Source organism: Brevibacillus sp. AF8 (genome assembly GCF_021270385.1).
Lineage (GTDB): Bacteria > Bacillota > Bacilli > Brevibacillales > Brevibacillaceae > Brevibacillus.
The window spans coordinates 35,484-53,453 of sequence record NZ_JAGQDN010000029.1; the positions used below are offsets into that span (position 1 = coordinate 35,484).

General features: G+C 47.5%; 33 protein-coding genes. 32 read left to right on the forward strand and 1 reads right to left on the reverse strand.

The genetic code is table 11. The annotated features are described in order from the left end of the window. Positions 1 to 18 precede the first annotated feature (18 nt). Together tuf and KB186_RS25960 are read left to right on the forward strand one after the other, a co-directional pair. Complete coding sequence (tuf, locus tag KB186_RS25955; RefSeq protein WP_012683980.1) at positions 19 to 1,209, forward strand: elongation factor Tu; 1,191 nt, start codon at positions 19 to 21, stop codon at positions 1,207 to 1,209. 153 nt (positions 1,210 to 1,362) lie between these two features. Continuing rightward, positions 1,363 to 2,298: a DMT family transporter gene (locus KB186_RS25960; RefSeq protein WP_173612327.1), complete on the forward strand. Its 936-nt coding sequence runs from the start codon at positions 1,363 to 1,365 to the stop codon at positions 2,296 to 2,298. 26 nt (positions 2,299 to 2,324) lie between these two features. Here the strand turns inward: KB186_RS25960 and KB186_RS25965 are convergent, their stop codons facing one another. Beyond that, on the reverse strand, positions 2,325 to 2,711 hold the full coding sequence (locus tag KB186_RS25965; protein ID WP_173612328.1) for a globin domain-containing protein: 387 nt from the start codon (positions 2,709 to 2,711) through the stop codon (positions 2,325 to 2,327). 356 nt (positions 2,712 to 3,067) lie between these two features. Between KB186_RS25965 and rpsJ the strand changes: the two genes are divergently transcribed. The 30 genes from rpsJ to rplQ all read left to right on the forward strand — a co-directional run bounded on the left by rpsJ (position 3,068) and on the right by rplQ (position 17,936). Then, on the forward strand, positions 3,068 to 3,376 hold the full coding sequence (gene rpsJ / locus KB186_RS25970) for a 30S ribosomal protein S10 (RefSeq protein WP_005828858.1): 309 nt from the start codon (positions 3,068 to 3,070) through the stop codon (positions 3,374 to 3,376). Positions 3,377 to 3,526: 150 nt separating this feature from the next. Beyond that, on the forward strand, positions 3,527 to 4,156 hold the full coding sequence (rplC, locus tag KB186_RS25975) for a 50S ribosomal protein L3 (protein ID WP_012683983.1): 630 nt from the start codon (positions 3,527 to 3,529) through the stop codon (positions 4,154 to 4,156). 20 nt (positions 4,157 to 4,176) lie between these two features. After that, entirely contained in the window at positions 4,177 to 4,800 is a 624-nt protein-coding gene (gene rplD / locus KB186_RS25980; RefSeq protein ID WP_016742844.1) for a 50S ribosomal protein L4, read from the forward strand. After that, complete coding sequence (gene rplW / locus KB186_RS25985; RefSeq protein ID WP_007716243.1) at positions 4,800 to 5,090, forward strand: 50S ribosomal protein L23; 291 nt, start codon at positions 4,800 to 4,802, stop codon at positions 5,088 to 5,090. Before rplD ends, rplW begins: the two co-directional genes overlap by 1 nt. Positions 5,091 to 5,122: 32 nt before the next feature. Then, positions 5,123 to 5,953 (forward strand): 50S ribosomal protein L2, encoded by an 831-nt coding sequence (gene rplB, locus KB186_RS25990; protein WP_012683985.1) that lies wholly within the window; start codon positions 5,123 to 5,125, stop codon positions 5,951 to 5,953. Positions 5,954 to 6,002: 49 nt separating this feature from the next. Next, positions 6,003 to 6,284, forward strand: coding sequence for a 30S ribosomal protein S19 (gene rpsS, locus KB186_RS25995; RefSeq protein ID WP_007716246.1), 282 nt, complete (start codon positions 6,003 to 6,005; stop codon positions 6,282 to 6,284). A 29-nt stretch (positions 6,285 to 6,313) separates the two neighbouring features. After that, positions 6,314 to 6,646 (forward strand): 50S ribosomal protein L22, encoded by a 333-nt coding sequence (gene rplV / locus KB186_RS26000; RefSeq protein WP_047074707.1) that lies wholly within the window; start codon positions 6,314 to 6,316, stop codon positions 6,644 to 6,646. Between the two features lie 13 nt (positions 6,647 to 6,659). After that, positions 6,660 to 7,322 carry a 30S ribosomal protein S3 gene (gene rpsC / locus KB186_RS26005; RefSeq protein WP_012683987.1) on the forward strand — a complete coding sequence of 221 codons (663 nt, stop codon included), beginning with the start codon at positions 6,660 to 6,662 and terminating at the stop codon, positions 7,320 to 7,322. A 2-nt stretch (positions 7,323 to 7,324) separates the two neighbouring features. Beyond that, complete coding sequence (rplP, locus tag KB186_RS26010; RefSeq protein ID WP_007716249.1) at positions 7,325 to 7,759, forward strand: 50S ribosomal protein L16; 435 nt, start codon at positions 7,325 to 7,327, stop codon at positions 7,757 to 7,759. Then, positions 7,749 to 7,946 (forward strand): 50S ribosomal protein L29, encoded by a 198-nt coding sequence (gene rpmC, locus KB186_RS26015; protein ID WP_012683988.1) that lies wholly within the window; start codon positions 7,749 to 7,751, stop codon positions 7,944 to 7,946. The genes rplP and rpmC overlap by 11 nt, the downstream gene beginning before the upstream one ends. Before the next feature lie 22 nt (positions 7,947 to 7,968). Further along, complete coding sequence (rpsQ, locus tag KB186_RS26020) at positions 7,969 to 8,235, forward strand: 30S ribosomal protein S17 (RefSeq protein WP_012683989.1); 267 nt, start codon at positions 7,969 to 7,971, stop codon at positions 8,233 to 8,235. 41 nt (positions 8,236 to 8,276) lie between these two features. After that, positions 8,277 to 8,645, forward strand: a complete 369-nt coding sequence (gene rplN / locus KB186_RS26025; RefSeq protein ID WP_012683990.1) for a 50S ribosomal protein L14 — start codon at positions 8,277 to 8,279, stop codon at positions 8,643 to 8,645. A gap of 49 nt (positions 8,646 to 8,694) precedes the next feature. After that, a complete protein-coding gene (gene rplX / locus KB186_RS26030) occupies positions 8,695 to 9,009 on the forward strand; it encodes a 50S ribosomal protein L24 (RefSeq protein ID WP_007716253.1) in 315 nt (104 codons plus the stop codon). 26 nt (positions 9,010 to 9,035) lie between these two features. Continuing rightward, on the forward strand, positions 9,036 to 9,578 hold the full coding sequence (gene rplE / locus KB186_RS26035) for a 50S ribosomal protein L5 (protein WP_047074703.1): 543 nt from the start codon (positions 9,036 to 9,038) through the stop codon (positions 9,576 to 9,578). A gap of 24 nt (positions 9,579 to 9,602) precedes the next feature. Continuing rightward, positions 9,603 to 9,788, forward strand: coding sequence for a type Z 30S ribosomal protein S14 (locus KB186_RS26040; RefSeq protein WP_007716256.1), 186 nt, complete (start codon positions 9,603 to 9,605; stop codon positions 9,786 to 9,788). 27 nt (positions 9,789 to 9,815) lie between these two features. Continuing rightward, the gene (gene rpsH / locus KB186_RS26045) at positions 9,816 to 10,214 is read left to right on the forward strand and encodes a 30S ribosomal protein S8 (RefSeq protein ID WP_012683992.1); all 399 of its coding nucleotides are present in this window, start codon (positions 9,816 to 9,818) and stop codon (positions 10,212 to 10,214) included. A gap of 35 nt (positions 10,215 to 10,249) precedes the next feature. Then, a complete protein-coding gene (gene rplF / locus KB186_RS26050) occupies positions 10,250 to 10,786 on the forward strand; it encodes a 50S ribosomal protein L6 (protein WP_173612329.1) in 537 nt (178 codons plus the stop codon). A 32-nt stretch (positions 10,787 to 10,818) separates the two neighbouring features. After that, a complete protein-coding gene (gene rplR, locus KB186_RS26055) occupies positions 10,819 to 11,181 on the forward strand; it encodes a 50S ribosomal protein L18 (protein ID WP_017247053.1) in 363 nt (120 codons plus the stop codon). Between the two features lie 18 nt (positions 11,182 to 11,199). Continuing rightward, positions 11,200 to 11,697 (forward strand): 30S ribosomal protein S5, encoded by a 498-nt coding sequence (gene rpsE, locus KB186_RS26060; protein WP_007716268.1) that lies wholly within the window; start codon positions 11,200 to 11,202, stop codon positions 11,695 to 11,697. Between the two features lie 16 nt (positions 11,698 to 11,713). Continuing rightward, positions 11,714 to 11,899, forward strand: coding sequence for a 50S ribosomal protein L30 (rpmD, locus tag KB186_RS26065; protein ID WP_012683995.1), 186 nt, complete (start codon positions 11,714 to 11,716; stop codon positions 11,897 to 11,899). A 33-nt stretch (positions 11,900 to 11,932) separates the two neighbouring features. After that, positions 11,933 to 12,373: a 50S ribosomal protein L15 gene (gene rplO / locus KB186_RS26070; protein ID WP_007716272.1), complete on the forward strand. Its 441-nt coding sequence runs from the start codon at positions 11,933 to 11,935 to the stop codon at positions 12,371 to 12,373. Continuing rightward, positions 12,373 to 13,668 (forward strand): preprotein translocase subunit SecY, encoded by a 1,296-nt coding sequence (gene secY / locus KB186_RS26075; RefSeq protein WP_173612330.1) that lies wholly within the window; start codon positions 12,373 to 12,375, stop codon positions 13,666 to 13,668. The genes rplO and secY overlap by 1 nt, the downstream gene beginning before the upstream one ends. 60 nt (positions 13,669 to 13,728) lie before the next feature. After that, a complete protein-coding gene (locus KB186_RS26080) occupies positions 13,729 to 14,373 on the forward strand; it encodes an adenylate kinase (RefSeq protein WP_012683997.1) in 645 nt (214 codons plus the stop codon). A gap of 6 nt (positions 14,374 to 14,379) precedes the next feature. Further along, positions 14,380 to 15,126, forward strand: coding sequence for a type I methionyl aminopeptidase (gene map, locus KB186_RS26085; RefSeq protein WP_173612331.1), 747 nt, complete (start codon positions 14,380 to 14,382; stop codon positions 15,124 to 15,126). Positions 15,127 to 15,244: 118 nt separating this feature from the next. Then, entirely contained in the window at positions 15,245 to 15,463 is a 219-nt protein-coding gene (infA, locus tag KB186_RS26090; RefSeq protein ID WP_003333772.1) for a translation initiation factor IF-1, read from the forward strand. Positions 15,464 to 15,497: 34 nt separating this feature from the next. After that, positions 15,498 to 15,611, forward strand: coding sequence for a 50S ribosomal protein L36 (rpmJ, locus tag KB186_RS26095; protein WP_003333770.1), 114 nt, complete (start codon positions 15,498 to 15,500; stop codon positions 15,609 to 15,611). A gap of 21 nt (positions 15,612 to 15,632) precedes the next feature. After that, positions 15,633 to 16,001: a 30S ribosomal protein S13 gene (gene rpsM / locus KB186_RS26100; protein ID WP_012683999.1), complete on the forward strand. Its 369-nt coding sequence runs from the start codon at positions 15,633 to 15,635 to the stop codon at positions 15,999 to 16,001. A gap of 16 nt (positions 16,002 to 16,017) precedes the next feature. After that, positions 16,018 to 16,419 (forward strand): 30S ribosomal protein S11, encoded by a 402-nt coding sequence (gene rpsK / locus KB186_RS26105; RefSeq protein ID WP_005828803.1) that lies wholly within the window; start codon positions 16,018 to 16,020, stop codon positions 16,417 to 16,419. 156 nt (positions 16,420 to 16,575) lie between these two features. Continuing rightward, on the forward strand, positions 16,576 to 17,520 hold the full coding sequence (locus KB186_RS26110; RefSeq protein ID WP_005828801.1) for a DNA-directed RNA polymerase subunit alpha: 945 nt from the start codon (positions 16,576 to 16,578) through the stop codon (positions 17,518 to 17,520). A 56-nt stretch (positions 17,521 to 17,576) separates the two neighbouring features. Beyond that, positions 17,577 to 17,936 (forward strand): 50S ribosomal protein L17, encoded by a 360-nt coding sequence (gene rplQ / locus KB186_RS26115; RefSeq protein ID WP_012684000.1) that lies wholly within the window; start codon positions 17,577 to 17,579, stop codon positions 17,934 to 17,936. Positions 17,937 to 17,970: the final 34 nt, after the last annotated feature.

The following is a 17,970-nucleotide window of genomic DNA, read 5'->3' on the forward strand; positions in this document are numbered from 1 at the left end:
TAAGGAGGCTTTTCTCTCATGGCTAAAGCGAAATTTGAGCGTAATAAACCACACGTTAACATTGGTACCATCGGTCACGTTGACCATGGTAAAACTACCCTGACTGCTGCTATCACAACTGTTTTGGCACAAACAGGTCAAGCACAAGCAATGAACTATGCATCTATCGACGCTGCTCCAGAAGAAAAAGAGCGCGGTATCACTATCAACACTGCTCACGTTGAGTATGAAACTGAAAACCGTCACTATGCTCACGTTGACTGCCCTGGTCACGCGGACTATGTGAAAAACATGATTACTGGTGCTGCTCAAATGGACGGCGCGATCCTGGTTGTATCCGCAGCTGATGGCCCTATGCCACAAACTCGCGAGCACATCCTGCTCTCCAAACAAGTAGGCGTACCTTACATCGTAGTATTCATGAACAAATGCGACATGGTAGACGATGAAGAGTTGTTGGAACTGGTTGAAATGGAAATCCGTGACCTGTTGTCTCAATATGAGTTCCCAGGTGACGACACTCCAGTAATCAAAGGTTCTGCTAAAGAAGCTTTGGACAACCCAACTGGTGAGTGGGCTAAGAAAATTGGCGAACTGATGGAAGCTGTTGACAGCTACATCCCAACTCCTGAGCGTGCAACTGACAAGCCGTTCCTGATGCCTGTAGAGGACGTGTTCACGATCACTGGTCGTGGTACTGTTGCTACTGGTCGTGTAGAGCGCGGTATCGTTAAAGTTGGTGACCAAGTAGAAATCATTGGTCTGGCTGAAGAAACTAAAAACACAACTGTAACTGGTGTTGAGATGTTCCGCAAATTGCTGGATCAAGCTCAAGCTGGTGACAACATCGGTGCTCTGCTGCGCGGTGTAGACCGTAACGACATCGAGCGTGGACAATGCTTGGCGAAACCAGGTTCCGTTAAGCCTTACACTAAGTTCAAAGCAGAAGTTTACGTTCTGTCCAAAGAAGAGGGCGGACGTCACACTCCTTTCTTTGCTAACTACCGTCCACAATTCTACTTCCGTACAACTGACGTAACAGGTATCATCCAACTGCCAGAAGGCGTTGAAATGATCATGCCTGGCGACAACACTGAGTTCACTGTAGAACTGATCGCTCCAGTAGCGATGGAACAAGGTACTCGCTTCGCGATCCGCGAAGGTGGCCGTACAGTAGGCGCTGGCGTTGTAGCTTCTATCGACGCGTAAGATATACGGATATACAAAACCCGACAACTTTGGTTGTCGGGTTTTTTTATGTGCATTTATCGAACTTTTAAATAACTCCCATCAAAATCATTCAATTTGCCTCTCGAAGCAATATGCTACAATACCATCAGGATTGGATGGGGGATATCAGAGATGAAAAATAACGAGCGATTATTGTTTCTTATGCTTGCAGGTGTTGTCACGCTATGGGGCTTGAATGTCGTTATGGTAAAGTATTTAACAACGTTTCCTCCATTATATGTCGCGGCTATACGCATGACTGTCGGTGGAATCTGTTTATCGCCACTCATCTTCTTATACCGAAAGAGTTTGCGATTCAGCAAAACAGATTGGTTCTTATTGGCCGGAGTCGGTGCTAGTTCTATCGCACTTCATCAAATAACGCTTGCGGCCGGTGTTCAATACACGACAGCAGGAAATGCTTCGCTTATTCTTGGATTAAATCCGTTGGCAACGGCACTCTTGGCGATGCTTTTCTTAGGGGAAGGCATGTCGTTGAAAAAAGGACTTGGGATTGGAATGGGTTTTGCAGGAGTGTTGATTGTCGTCATCTCTCAGCACGGCGGCCTTCATATGAATGGTTGGGGAGATGCCATAATGTTTTTCTCCATGCTCATGTATGTGACAGGTGGTTTACTCATTCGGAAATTGGTTGTAAGAGGTGTACCGGTACTTTTAATTACGGCTTTATCGCAAATGTTTGGGGTCATCTTCTTGTGGGGAGTCGCATTGACTGTTCAACCAGCTTCCTATTATCTTTCTTTGGACGTTTCATCCTTCCAATGGCTTGTAATTTTTGCTTCAGGTGCGCTATCAACTGCGCTTGGCTCGATCGGCTGGAATTACGGGATACGTCAGCTGGGAGCGAGTCGAACAGCTGTTTTCTTAAATGGAATGCCGATGGCCAGTTTGGTATTTGCAGCGATATTTCTGGGAGAAAGCCTTCAACTCGTACACTTACTAGCATTGTGTATGATCGTAGGCGGTGTATATTTAGGATCGCGTAGCTTGGTGAGACCCAAAACTACTCGTGCAGCAGCAACCTCTGATATAACAACAAAAGCGTAGGACACTCAATTGTCCTACGCTTTTTCTTATTGATCCCACTTATTGACCATATGGTGAGCAGTTAAACGCAAGCGATCAAAGATTTGCTTCCGAATTTCGCCATCTAGTCCTGTCAGATCCATGGCTCTATCCATACAAGAGAGCCAAGCCTCTGCCTGTACAGGTCCAATAGGGAACGGCATGTGTCGCGCTCGCAGCATCGGATGACCGTGTGCGTCTGAATACAGGCTTGGACCACCGAGAAACTGTGTCAAAAACTGATACTGACGTTCCTTCACGTGGGTTAAATCTTCCGGAAAGAGGTCGGTAATGTCGGGATGCTGCTTTACCAGATCATAAAAGGTATCGACAAGACGGGCCAAAGTATCTGCACCGCCAATGATTTCATAAGGGGTTTGATTCACATCAGACATTGAGGTAAACCTCCATTTCATAACGATTACAACCATAAGTATAACGTCTTCCTTCTATTATAGATAGATGACCCGACGAGTTGGCAGGTAATCCCGCTTGCCTTCTTTCACGGAAATCTGTAATATTGTCAAGGTGAGCCATTCAGTAGGCACACCATGTACAAAAAATTATGCGGAAACCCAAGAAAAAACTTGCGTTGCCCAAATCTTTTTAGTACAATATTGAATGTTGGTCATGGACTTGCGATGATGTGGGAGGTTGCTGACACACCCGGCCCCTTTGCCATGACCGGGGTGCAGGATATTTCCACGGAGAAATGTCTGTTTAAAAAATGGGCGAAAAAGGAGGGACTTCAATGGCAAAGCAAAAGATTCGTATTCGTTTGAAAGCGTATGATCACAAAATCCTGGATCAGTCCGCAGAAAAAATTGTGGACACTGCGAAGCGTTCCGGTGCTAACGTATCCGGTCCGATTCCACTCCCTACGGAGAAAGCAGTTTACACGATCCTGCGTGCGGTTCATAAGTACAAAGATTCTCGCGAGCAATTCGAGATGCGTACACACAAACGTTTGATCGACATCTTGAACCCAACACCACAAACAGTAGATGCTTTGATGCGTCTGGATCTGCCATCTGGTGTGGACATCGAGATTAAACTGTAAGGTCCCAAAAAGCGATACACGCGCAGACGTTGTCTTGATAAGCGTGTTATACCAAGCAACAAACCCTTAAAATGGCACCCCTGCGCATCGATGGGGACTTGATACAACATAAAAAGCGTTTTACTGAAATAAGCACAGGAGGTGGCACAAATGACCAAAGGAATCTTAGGGAAAAAACTTGGCATGACTCAAGTTTTTGGTCCAAACGGAACAGCGACTGCTGTAACGGTTATCGAAGTAGGTTCCAACGTAGTTCTCCAGAAGAAAGACGTTGAGACTGACGGTTATGAAGCAATTCAAATCGGTTTCGAAGACAAAAAAGAACAGCGCGCTAACAAGCCGGAAAAAGGACATGCAGCGAAAGCTAATACTGCTCCTAAGCGCTTCATTCGCGAAATTCGCGGAGTTAACCTCGCAGATTACGAGGTTGGTCAAGAGTTGAAAGCTGACATTTTTGCCGAGGGAGAAATGGTGGACGTAGCTGGCGTATCCAAGGGTAAAGGTTTCCAAGGTGCGATCAAACGTCACAATCAATCCCGCGGTCCTATGGCTCACGGTTCGCGTTACCACCGCGGTCCAGGTTCCATGGGTGCTGTAGCTCCAAACCGCGTATTTAAAGGTCAAACCCTGCCAGGTCAAATGGGTGGCGACAATGTTACCATTCAAAACCTGGAAGTAATTAAAGTAGATACAGAACGTAACCTGGTTCTCGTAAAAGGCTCCGTGCCTGGTCCGAAAAACAGCTGCGTACTGGTATCCACGGCAGTCAAGAAGAACTAGTAAGGAAAGGAGGAACTGACATGCCGAAAGTAGCTCTTTATAACCAAACCGGTTCTCAAGTTGGCGAAATCGATCTGGCAGACAGCGTATTTGGTATCGAGCCTAACAGCGCAGTTCTGTACGATGCGATCGTGATGCAACAAGCATCCCAACGCCAAGGTACACATGATGTAAAGAACCGTTCTGAAGTACGTGGTGGTGGCCGCAAGCCATGGCGCCAAAAAGGTACAGGTCGTGCACGCCAAGGTTCCATTCGCTCTCCGCAATGGAAAGGTGGCGGTGTTGTATTCGGTCCAACTCCGCGCAAATACGGTTACAAACTGAACCGTAAAGTTCGCCGTTTGGCTCTGAAATCTGCACTTTCCACGAAAGTACAAAACAACGAACTCCTGGTATTGGAAGCTTTGAACTTCGCAGCTCCTAAAACTAAGGAAATGACAGCTGTTCTGAGCAGCTTGAAAGTAGATCGCAAAGTTCTGATCGTTACTTCCGAGTACGACCAAAACGTAGCGCTCGCTTCCCGTAACATCCCAGGTGCAAAAATCGTAGATGCTGCAGGCATTAACGTTCTTGATCTGGTAGCGCATGACAAAGTAATCGTGACGAAAGAAGCGGTTGCGAAAGTAGAGGAGGTGCTCGCATAATGAAGAGCCTTCATGATGTCCTTAAACGCCCTGTCATTACCGAGCGCACCACTGATATGATGGCTGAGAAGAAGTACGTTTTCGAAGTACCTCTCAAAGCTAACAAAACAGAAATCAAACAAGCTGTTGAAAAAGTATTTGGCGTAAAAGTAGAAGCAGTTAACACAGTTCGTGTACCTGCGAAACCAAAACGCTACGGAAAATACTCCGGTTACACGTCCGAGTGGAAGAAAGCAATCGTTAAGCTGACTGATGACAGCAAAGAATTGGCCTTCTACGAGGGAGTATAACCTCGACGACTACCGAAAAGGAGGGTATTAACATGGGTATCAAAAAGTTTAAACCGACTTCTCCTGGTCGTCGCCAAATGACGGTTTCTACTTTCGAGGAGATCACCACGTCGACTCCCGAAAAATCCTTGTTGGCGCCTCTCAGCAAAAAAGCTGGTCGCAACAACCAAGGTAGAATTACCGTTCGTCATCAAGGTGGCGGTCATAAACGTAAATACCGTATTATTGACTTCAAACGTAACAAAGATGGTATCATTGGTCGCGTAGCAACCATTGAATACGATCCAAACCGTTCCGCTAACATCGCGCTGATCAACTATGCAGACGGTGAAAAGCGTTACATTATCGCTCCACACAACCTGAAAGTGGGCGACCAGATCGTATCCGGAGCAGATGCCGACATCAAAATCGGTAACGCACTGCCAATGGAGAAAATCCCGGTAGGTACTACCATCCACAACATCGAGCTGAAACCTGGTAAAGGCGGCCAATTGGTGCGCGCTGCTGGTACATCTGCTCAATTGCTTGGTCGTGATGGTGAGTTCGTAATCGTTCGCCTGTCTTCCGGTGAAACTCGCCGCATCCACAACGTATGCCGCGCTACTATCGGTCAAGTAGGTAACCTGGATCACGAATTGCTGAACATCGGTAAAGCAGGACGTTCCCGCTGGTTGGGTATTCGTCCAACTGTTCGCGGTAGCGTAATGAACCCGAACGATCACCCACACGGTGGTGGTGAAGGTCGCGCTCCAATCGGTCGTAAGGCTCCTGTTACTCCTTGGGGTAAACCAACCCTGGGTCTCAAGACTCGCAAGAAGAAGAACAAGTCCGACCAATACATCATCCGCCGCCGCAAGAAGTAAGGTAGGCTGATACTATAACCGAACGCCTTTGGCGAAGGGAGGTTCACTAATGGGACGTAGCTTAAAAAAGGGTCCTTTCGTGGATGACCACTTGATGAAAAAAGTTGACGAGCAAAATGAAAAGAACGAGAAACGCGTGATCAAAACTTGGTCTCGCCGTTCCACCATCTTCCCTGATTTCGTAGGACACACGTTTGCAGTTTACGATGGCCGCAAACATGTACCAGTATACGTATCGGAAGACATGGTTGGTCATAAATTGGGTGAATTCGCACCAACTCGTACCTTCAAGGGTCACGTCGACAACGACAAGAAGTCCAAGAAGCGCTAATTTTCTCTTGACAGAGAGGAGGTACAAAGATGGAAGCAAAAGCAGTTGCACGCAACATTCGCATCGCGTCTCGTAAAGTCCGCCTGGTGGTAGACTTGATCAGAGGCAAGCAAGTAGGTGAAGCTTTGGCGATCTTGAAACACACGCCAAAGGCAGCTTCTCCAGTTGTTGAAAAACTCCTGAAGTCGGCTATTGCAAACGCTGAGCACAACTACGAGATGGATCCAAACAGCCTCGTAGTGGGTAAAATCTTCGTAGACCAAGGTCCTACGTTGAAGCGTTTCCGTCCGCGCGCTATGGGTCGCGCTAGCCGCATCCATAAACGCACGAGCCACATCACAGTGGTACTAAACGAGAAATAAGGAGGGATTACGTGTGGGTCAAAAGGTAAGCCCGGTAGGTCTTCGGATCGGTGTCATTCGTGACTGGGAGTCCAAATGGTACGCTGACAAGGACTTCGCAACTCTGTTGCACGAAGACTTGAAAATCCGCAAGTATGTAAAAGGGCGTCTGAAAGATGCTGCTGTATCCACGATCGAAATCGAGCGCGCAGCTAATCGCGTGAACGTTACGATTCACACCGCTAAGCCTGGTATGGTAATTGGTAAAGGTGGTTCAGAGGTTGAAACTCTGCGCAAAACCCTGACTGATCTGACTGGCAAACGCGTTCATATCAATATCAACGAAATCAAACGTCCGGATCTGGATGCTACTCTGGTAGCTGAAAATATTGCACGCCAATTGGAAAACCGCATTTCTTTCCGCCGTGCGCAAAAGCAATCGATCACTCGTACGCTGCGCTCTGGTGCTAAAGGTATCAAAACCTTGGTAAGCGGTCGTCTTGGCGGCGCGGACATCGCACGTTCTGAAGGTTACAGCGAAGGTACTGTTCCACTTCACACATTGCGCGCTGACATCGACTACGGTACTGCTGAAGCACATACCACTTATGGTCGCATCGGTGTTAAAGTGTGGATCTATCGTGGAGAAGTCCTTCCAGCGAGAAAGAACGTCGCTACTGAGGAAGGAGGCAAGTAATCATGTTGACGCCAAAACGCGTGAAACACCGTAAACAACACCGCGGGAAAATGGCTGGTAACGCAAAAGGCGGTACTACTGTTGCGTTCGGTGAATACGGATTGCAAGCAATGGAACCATCTTGGGTAACTAACCGTCAGATCGAGGCAGCTCGTATCGCGATGACTCGTTACATCAAACGTGGTGGTAAAGTTTGGATCAAAATTTTCCCAGATAAACCAGTAACACAAAAACCGCTCGAAGTCCGCATGGGTTCCGGTAAAGGTTCTCCTGAGAAATGGGTAGCGGTAGTGAAGCCAGGCAAGATCATGTTCGAGCTTGCTGGTGTTCCTGAAGAAGTCGCTCGCGAAGCTATGCGTCTGGCTATGCACAAACTGCCAATCAAGTGCAAGTTCGTGAAGCGTGAAGAAGTGGGTGGTGACGCACATGAAGGCTAATGAGTACCGTAATTTGACCACTGCCGAGATCGAACAAAACGTTACTTCTTTGAAAGAAGAGTTGTTCAACCTTCGTTTCCAGCTGGCTACGGGTCAACTCGAAACCACATCTCGTATTAAACAAGTGCGTAAGGATATTGCTCGTGCGAAAACCGTCCTGCGCCAGAGAGAATTGGGAATCGGCTAATTATAGGAAGGAGGTTTGAACGATGACCGCAGATCGCAATATGCGTCGAACAGTTGTAGGTCGCGTTGTTTCCGACAAGATGGATAAAACCATTGTTGTTCTTGTTGAAACTTACAAGACACATCCTTTGTACGGCAAACGCATGAAATTCTCGAAAAAGTTCAAGGCTCACGACGAGAACAACACGGCAAAAGTGGGCGACATCGTAGAAATCATGGAAACTCGTCCATTGTCTAAAGACAAGCGTTTCCGTTTGGTACGTATCGTCGAAGAGGCAGTAATCGTATAAGTCAGATTTTCGGATATTAATTCCGAAAGGAGGAACAGTAAATGATCCAAACTCAGACGAGATTGGCTGTTGCTGACAACTCCGGTGCAAAGGAACTCATGTGCATCAAGGTTCTGGGTGGTTCCGGTCGTAAAACGGCGAACATCGGTGATGTTATCGTGTGCTCCGTAAAATCCGCTACACCCGGCGGCGTTGTCAAGAAAGGTCAAGTAGTTAAAGCGGTAGTAGTACGCACAGTAAGTGGCGTTCGTCGTAACGATGGTTCTTACATCCGTTTCGATGAAAATGCAGCTGTAGTTATCAAAGACGATCAATCCCCACGTGGTACTCGTATCTTTGGACCTGTGGCTCGTGAGCTCCGCGATAAGGATTTCATGAAGATCATCTCTCTGGCTCCAGAGGTTATCTAATTGAACGGCAAAACTCAGGCAGTTTGTTCGATAGGAGGTGCACCAAGCGATGCACGTTAAAAAAGGCGACACTGTTATCGTAAATGCGGGCAAAGATAAAGGCAAAAAAGGTCGCGTTCTCGCTGCTTATCCAAAGAAAGAACGCGTTCTGGTTGAAGGTATCAACCTCGTGAAGAAACATAGCCGTCCGTCCCAAGCTAACCCGCAAGGTGGCATTGTGACTCAAGAAGCAGCTATTCACGTATCCAACGTATCTTTGATCGATCCGAAGTCCGGAAAAGCTACTCGCATCGGTTACAAAGTTTTGGATAACGGCAAGAAAGTTCGGTACGCGAAAAAGTCTGGCGAAGTACTCGACAAGTAGTCAGGTTGGAAAGGAGGATATCCTAGATGGCAACAAGATTGAAAGAAAAGTATACGAGCGAAATCGTGCCTAGCTTGATGAGCAAGTTCAACTACACTTCCATCATGCAAGTGCCGAAAGTAGAAAAGATCATCATCAATATGGGTGTTGGCGAAGCGGTAGCGAACGCTAAGTCCTTGGATACTGCAATTGAAGACCTGCAAATCATCGCTGGTCAAAAGCCTGTAGTAACAAAGGCTAAGAAATCCATCGCGGGTTTCAAATTGCGTGAAGGTATGCCGATCGGTGCGAAGGTTACTCTGCGCGGCGAGCGTATGTACCACTTCCTCGACAAATTGATGAACGTATCTCTCCCGCGTGTTCGTGACTTCCGTGGAATTTCTTCCAAGGCTTTTGACGGTCGCGGTAACTACACACTTGGTCTGAAGGAACAACTGATCTTCCCTGAGATCGAGTACGATAAAATTGATAAAGTTCGTGGTATGGACATCGTTATTGTTACTTCCGCGAAAACGGATGAGGAAGCTCGTGAGTTGCTGACTCAAATGGGTATGCCATTCCGTAAATAAACCCACTCGTAAGGAGGGAAGAATGTGGCAAAGAAATCAATGATCATCAAGCAACAGCGGGAGCCGAAGTTTGCAGTACGCGCGTACACACGTTGCGAGCGTTGCGGACGTCCTCACTCCGTATTGCGCAAATTTAAACTCTGCCGTATTTGCTTCCGTGAACTTGCTTATAAAGGTCAAATTCCAGGCGTGAAAAAAGCAAGCTGGTAATTTGAAACGGGAAGGAGGTTTTCTCTCATGGTTATGACTGATCCAATCGCAGATATGTTGACACGAATTCGTAACGCCAACATGGTTCGCCACGAGAAAGTGGAAATCCCGGCGTCGACCATCAAGAAGGAAATCGCGCGCATTCTGAAAGAAGAAGGCTTCATCCGCGATGCGGAGTTTGTTGAAGACAACAAACAAGGAATCATCCGCGTATTCCTGAAATATGGTGCAGGCAACGAGCGTGTTATCACAGGTCTGAAACGTATCTCCAAGCCAGGACTTCGTGTTTATGCAAAGAACAATGAAGTACCTAAGGTTTTGGGTGGTCTCGGTTGCGCGATCATCTCTACATCCACTGGTGTAATGACTGACAAGCAAGCTCGTCAAGCTCACGTAGGTGGAGAGGTTCTCGCATACATTTGGTAATTAACAGATTGTAAATAGCACAGGAGGTGCACCACATGTCTCGTGTCGGTAGAAAACCGATCGTGGTCCCTGCAGGCGTTACCCTCACTCTGAACGGTACTGAGCTGACGGTAAAAGGCCCTAAGGGTCAACTCGTTCGTAGCTTCCATGAAGATATCAAAATCAACGTCGCTGAAAACGAAGTAATCATTGAGCGTCCAAGCGATAACAAACTTCACCGTTCCCTGCATGGTACGACTCGTGCGCTGGTATCCAACATGGTAACTGGCGTATCTGAAGGCTTCACTCGTACCCTGGAACTGGTCGGTGTAGGTTACCGTGCTGCTAAGTCCGGCAACGGTGTTACTCTCTCTCTTGGTTTCTCCCACCCAGTGGAAGTTACTCCAGAAGAGGGTATCGAAATTGATGTACCAAACCAAACCACTTTGGTGGTAAAAGGTATCAACAAAGAGCGCGTAGGCCAAGTTGCTGCTGAAATCCGTTCTCTGCGTAAACCTGAGCCATACAAAGGTAAAGGTATCAAGTACAGCAATGAAGTTGTTCGTCGTAAAGAAGGTAAAAAAGGTAAATAAGCTTCTAGCTTCATGAGAAAGGAGGCCGCTTAATGTTTACGAAAGCTGATAAAAACAAAGCTCGGAAAAAACGTCATCTGCGAATCCGCAAACGTGTGATTGGTTCTACCATTCGCCCACGTCTGAACGTATTCCGTTCTTCTAAGCACATCTACGCTCAATTGATCGACGATGCAACTGGCGTAACACTGGTATCTGCATCTTCTTTGGATAAAGAGCTGGGCCTGAATAATGGCGCTAACGTGGAAGCTGCTACAGCTGTTGGCACACTGATCGCTAAGCGTGCACAAGAAAAAGGTGCGACTGAAGTGATTTTTGACCGCGGTGGTTACATCTATCATGGACGTATTAAAGCACTGGCAGAAGCAGCTCGTGAAGCTGGTCTGCAATTCTAACAACAAGGAGGGTAAGGAATGCGTATCGACCCTAGCAAATTAGAGCTCGAAGAAAAAGTAGTCGCAGTTAACCGTGTAGCAAAAACGGTTAAAGGTGGACGTCGTATGAGCTTCAGCGCCTTGGTTGTTGTGGGAGACCGTAACGGCCACGTAGGTGCTGGTATGGGTAAAGCTCAAGAAGTTCCAGACGCCATTCGCAAAGCGATTGACGATGCTAAGAAAAAATTGATCCGTGTACCGATGAGAGGAACAACTGTTCCGCACCAAGTACTGTGCCAATTCGGCGCTGGTAAGGTTCTCATCAAGCCTGCTGCCCCTGGTACAGGTGTTATCGCTGGTGGACCTGTTCGTGCCGTACTCGAACTGGCTGGTGTAGGCGATATCTTGAGTAAATCTCTTGGTTCCAACAATCCTATCAACATGGTCAACGCTACGCTGGAAGGCCTCGGTCGTCTGAAAACAGCGGAAGATGTCGCGAAATTGCGCGGTAAGACTGTTGACGAGTTGTTGGGTTAATAAGGAGGGAATGAACATGGCAAAATTGCAAATCACCCTCAAACGCAGCCTGATCGGTCGTACAGTAGATCAGCAAGACACTGTAAAAGCTCTGGGTCTTCGCAAAATCAACTCCACTGTAGTGAAGGAAGATAATCCTGCAATCCGTGGAATGGTTTTCAAAGTGAAGCACTTGGTAGAAGTGAAAGAAGTAGAAGCTTAATTGAACATCTCAATTAGTTAGGAGGTGCAACGTATGAAATTGCATGAACTGCAACCTGCAGAAGGATCCCGTCACACTCGTAAGCGCATCGGTCGCGGTATTGGTAGCGGTACTGGCAAAACTGCTGGTAAAGGTCACAAAGGTCAAAACGCTCGTTCCGGTGGCGGCGTACGCCCAGGTTTCGAGGGTGGTCAAAACCCATTGTACCGTCGTCTGCCTAAGCGTGGTTTCACTAACATTAGCCGCAAAGAATTTGCGATTGTTAGCTTGGACGCGCTGAACCGTTTCGAAGAGGGCACTGTAGTAACACCTGAGCTGTTGAAAGAAACTGGTGTTATCAGCGCGCTGCGCGACGGTGTTAAGGTTCTTGCTAACGGTGAACTGACTGTGAAGCTGACTGTAAAAGCTCACAAGTTCTCCGGAGCTGCTGCTGAGAAGATCGCACAAGTCGGTGGAACAACCGAGGTGATCTAATGTTAGCGTCCTTAACTAACATTTTCAAAATTAGCGACCTTCGTCGCAAAATCCTTTTTACGCTTATGATGCTGGTCGTTTTCCGGATCGGAAGCTATGTGCCAGTTCCTAACGTAAATGTCGAGTTGTTTCAGCAGAATACAAACCAATTACTGGGCTTGTTAAACACCTTCTCAGGTGGAGCACTGCATAACTTCTCGATTTTTGCCATGGGTATCATGCCGTACATTACGGCATCGATTATCATGCAGCTGATGTCTATGGATGTTGTGCCTAAGCTTACGCAATGGGCTCGTGAAGGGGAAGTTGGCCGTCGCAAGATTGCCACCGTTACCCGTTACGCTACGATTATCCTTGGTTTGATTCAGTCTGTAGGGATGACGATTGGATTCAACAATATGGCGCCTGGTTTGCTGAACGACACTTCGGTTAGCAGCTATGCACTCATTGCGTTGACATTGACAGCTGGGACCGCATTCATGATGTGGATGGGGGAACAGATTACGGAGAAGGGTATCGGTAACGGGATTTCGATCCTGATCGTTGGCGGGATCGTCGCTAACATTCCGCAAGGGATTACGACGATTTACACAACACAGTTCGCTGACCCATCTCAAAACGTATTCTTCAGCATCGTCAAAGTTCTGCTTATCCTATTGGTGATCCTCGCCATTATTGTCGGGGTTATCTTTATGCAGCAAGGCCTTCGTAAGATTCCAGTGCAATATGCGAAACGAGTGGTTGGACGCAAAATGTACGGTGGTCAATCTACCCACATTCCACTGAAAATCAACTCTGCTGGTGTTATTCCTGTTATCTTTGCGGTATCGCTGGTAATGTTCCCGTCAACGATTGCTCAGTTCTGGGTGGATGCATCCGGTCAAGGATTTGCTAACTGGATTTATCAGAACTTCCAAGTCAACCAACCATTAGGAATGACGCTTTACGCTATCTTGATTCTCGGATTCACCTACTTCTACACATTCGTACAGATCAACCCTGTACAAATGGCAGAAAACATGAGAAAAAATGGCGGTTACATTCCTGGTATCCGACCTGGTAAAAACACTGAGGTATTCATTACTCGTACATTAAACCGGTTAACATTGGCGGGCGCTTTGTTCTTGATGATTATTGCGATTTTGCCATTCTTCTTCGGCAGTCTTGCAAACTTGCCACAATCCATTTACATCGGTGGTACATCGCTGTTGATCGTGGTTGGGGTAAGCTTGGATACAATGAAGCAGATTGAAAGTCAAATGATCAAACGCCACTACCAAGGGTTTATCAAGTAATGACTTAGATGTTTACAGAAAAGCTTCTGTAGCTTTTTCGATGGGACGGAGGGAATGGACGTGAACATAATTCTGATGGGACTGCCTGGAGCCGGTAAAGGGACACAGGCAGAACGTATCGTAAAAGAGTTTGACATCCCGCACATTTCGACTGGCGACATGTTCCGAGCTGCGGTCAAAAACGAAACGCCGCTCGGACTAGAGGCTAAATCCTACATGGATAAAGGACATCTCGTCCCAGACGAGGTCGTCATTGGTATTGTGCGGGAGCGCCTTTCGATGGATGACTGCGCAAAGGGATTCCTCTTAGATGGTTTTCCGCGCACAGTTCCTCAGGCGGAAGCGTTGACAGCTACAGTAAAAGAGCTGGGACGCGAAATTGACCATGTAATTAACATCAACGTTCAACGCGAGCAATTGATTGAACGTCTGACCGGTCGCTGGATCTGCCCTGTTTGCGGTGCTAGCTATCACACGATGTTCAATCCTCCAAAAGAGGCTGGCGTATGTGATAAAGATGGTGGTAAGCTGTATCAGCGTGAAGACGACAAGATCGAAGTGGTAACACAACGCCTTGACGTGAATATCGCTCAAACACAGCCACTTATCGACTACTACTCCGCACAGGAACTTCTGCGAGATATCGATGGAGAACAAGATATCCAGGTAGTGTTTGCGGAAATTAAGTCATTGTTGCGAGGGTAATTGCGAATGATTATCCTAAAGTCGAAAGCAGAACTTGAGGTTATGCGCGAAGCTGGTCGTATCGTCGCACTCACCCATCAAGAACTGGCCAAGGCGATCAAGCCTGGTGTCACGACGAAGCAGCTAGACGAAATTGCCGAGACCTTTATTCGAAGCATGGGAGCAATTCCATCGTTTAAAGGCTATGGTGGCTTTCCAGGAAGTATCTGTGCTTCAGTCAATGAAGAACTCGTACACGGGATCCCAGGTAAACGGGCGTTACAAGAAGGAGACATTATCAGTATCGACATTGGTGCCCAGTTTCAGGGTTACCATGGCGACTCCGCTTGGACGTATCCGGTCGGTATGATTTCAACAGAAAACCAGATGCTGCTCAGAGTAACGGAAGAGTCGTTGTACAAGGGGCTTGAAAAAGCTGTTCCGGGTGGACGCTTATCCGACATCTCTCATGCGATTCAGGTTCATGCAGAAGCTGCCGGCTTCACACTCGTTCGCGAGTATGTGGGGCATGGGATCGGGCAAAACTTGCACGAAGATCCGCAGGTTCCTAATTACGGCCCTCCTGATCGAGGACCGCGGTTAAAACCAGGCATGGTGTTGGCAATTGAGCCAATGGTAAATGCCGGCGAACGTTATGTCCGCACATTGGAGGACAATTGGACGGTAGTAACAGTGGATCGGAAAACTTGTGCTCATTTTGAACACACCATCGCGATTACGGAAGATGGCTATGAGATTTTTACACGGACATAAAAACGGTAGTTCCGAACGGTTCGGGATTGTCGTCCAACGTGTCGACGATAAGTTCGTTGTGTGATCATTTCGCAAAACTCATGGTCCGACTGAAGAGCAGAAGAAAGGAGAGTTTACCATGGCAAAAGATGATGTAATTGAGGTGGAAGGTACGGTAATCGAACCTTTGCCAAATGCTATGTTTCGAGTAGAATTAGAGAATGGACATAAAGTCCTCGCTCACGTCTCTGGAAAAATCCGCATGCACTTTATCCGTATCCTGCCGGGGGATAAAGTAACTGTTGAACTGTCGCCGTACGACTTAACCCGCGGACGTATTACGTACCGCTATAAATAGTAAGCAAAACCCCTAGAAAAGGGAGGCAAGAACCATGAAAGTGAGACCTTCGGTTAAACCGATCTGCGAGAAATGCAAGGTTATCCGTCGCAAAGGTAACGTAATGGTTATTTGTGAAAATCCGAAGCATAAGCAAAAACAAGGGTAAACAAGGAGGTGCTTTTGACACATGGCACGTATTGCAGGCGTAGACTTGCCGCGCGAAAAACGCGTTGAAGTTGCTCTTACCTACATTTTTGGTATTGGCCGCCCCACGTCTCAAAAAATTCTGTCCGCTACTGGCGTAGACATGAACACTCGTGTTCGCGATCTGACAGAAGACGAAGTGAACAAACTTCGTGAGTACATCGACAAAACTGTGAAGGTGGAAGGTGACCTCCGTCGTGAGATCTCCCTCAACATCAAGCGTCTGATGGAAATCGGTTGCTTCCGTGGCATCCGTCATCGTCGTGGACTTCCAGTTCGCGGTCAACGTTCTAAAACAAATGCTCGTACGCGTAAAGGTCCACGCCGTACAGTAGCAAACAAGAAGAAGTAAAGGAGGGTAATCTGACATGGCGAAAAGAAAACAAGCTACAGCAACTCGTACCCGTCGTCGTGACCGTAAGAATGTTGAAGTCGGCGTAGCACACATTCGTTCTACTTTCAACAATACGATCGTCACTATCACGGATCCACACGGTAACGCGATCTCTTGGTCCAGTGCTGGTTCCCTCGGCTTCAAAGGCTCCCGTAAAAGCACTCCATTTGCTGCGCAAATGGCTGCTGAAGCGGCTGCACGCGTTGCTATGGAACACGGCATGCGTTCCCTTGAAGTATCGGTAAAAGGCCCAGGTGCAGGTCGTGAAGCTGCGATCCGTTCCCTGCAAGCAACTGGTCTTGAAGTGAACATGATTAAAGACGTGACGCCAATTCCGCACAACGGTTGCCGTCCACCAAAACGTCGCCGCGTGTAACTGGTTTATATCGTTCAGAACATGTCCATACTAGAATGGTAAATTCTGATTTATAGCTTGTCATGCACGCAAACGGTAAACCGCCGGGGAAATTCCTGAGTGGGCACGTATGCGGCCCACCCAAGGATTTCGACGTTTTGAAGGAGGGTTTGTTTAATGATAGAAATAGAAAAACCAAAAATCGAGGTTGTGGAAGTAAGCGACGACAACTCGTATGGAAAGTTTGTTGTAGAACCTCTAGAGCGCGGATACGGAACTACCCTTGGCAACTCGCTGAGACGAATTCTTCTTTCGTCCTTGCCAGGCGCGGCAGTTCGTACTGTTCAAATCGATGGGGTTCTTCACGAATTCTCTACGGTTGAAGGCGTCGTTGAAGATGTAACCGAGATCATCCTGAACATCAAAGGCTTGGCGCTGAAGATCCATTCCGATGAAGAAAAAGTAATCGAGATCGATGCAGAAGGCGAAGGCGTTGTCAAAGCGGGAGATATCCGTGCTGACAGTGATGTGGAGGTCTTAAACCCTGATCTTCATATTGCAACGTTGGCCAATGGCGGTCGTCTGCATATCCGCATGACAGCTGGACGTGGTCGTGGTTATGTTCAATCTGACGGAAACAAATCTGAGGATCTGCCTATTGGTGTGATTCCGATTGATTCGATCTACACGCCGATCAAGCGCGTTAACTATCAAGTGGAAAATACCCGTGTAGGGCAAATGACCAACTATGACAAGTTAACACTTGAGGTTTGGACTAACGGTAGCATCAGTCCGGAAGAAGCCGTGAGTCTCGGCGCAAAAATCATGACGGAGCACCTGAACCTGTTCGTTGGTCTGACTGACGAGGCGAAGGATGCAGAAATCATGGTAGAGAAGGAAGAGGACAAGAAAGAGAAAGTCTTGGAGATGACTATCGAAGAGCTCGATCTTTCCGTTCGTTCCTACAACTGCTTGAAGCGTGCCGGTATTAATACCGTGCAAGAGCTGACGCAGAAGACCGAAGAGGACATGATGAAAGTACGCAATCTGGGGCGCAAATCTCTTGAAGAAGTTCAAGAAAAGTTAGCTGAACTGGGCCTGTCCCTGCGCAGTGACGACTAGAGTAGCAAACCAAGAAGCATACTTTTGTTCTCTCGATTAAGAGGGAGGTAAACCACATGGCACAACGTAAATTGGGTCGTCGTAGCTCAGCTCGTAAAGCGCTGTTCCGCGACTTGGTAACAGACCTGATCATCAACGAGCGCATCGAAACTACAGAGATGAAGGCGAAAGAACTGCGCCCAATCGCTGAAAAAATGATTACGCTCGCGAAACGTGGCGATCTGCATGCTCGCCGTCAAGTTGCTGCTTTCGTTCGCAAAGAAGTTGCGAATGCTGAAGGCCGCGATGCTGTTCAAAAACTGTTCGATGAAATCGCTCCTCGCTTCAAAGAGCGCAACGGTGGATACACTCGTATCCTGAAAGCCGGCCCTCGCCGTGGCGACGCTGCTCCAATGGCGTACATCGAATTCGTTTAATACATGTAAACTGGTCGTTTACTCAGGTTTTAAG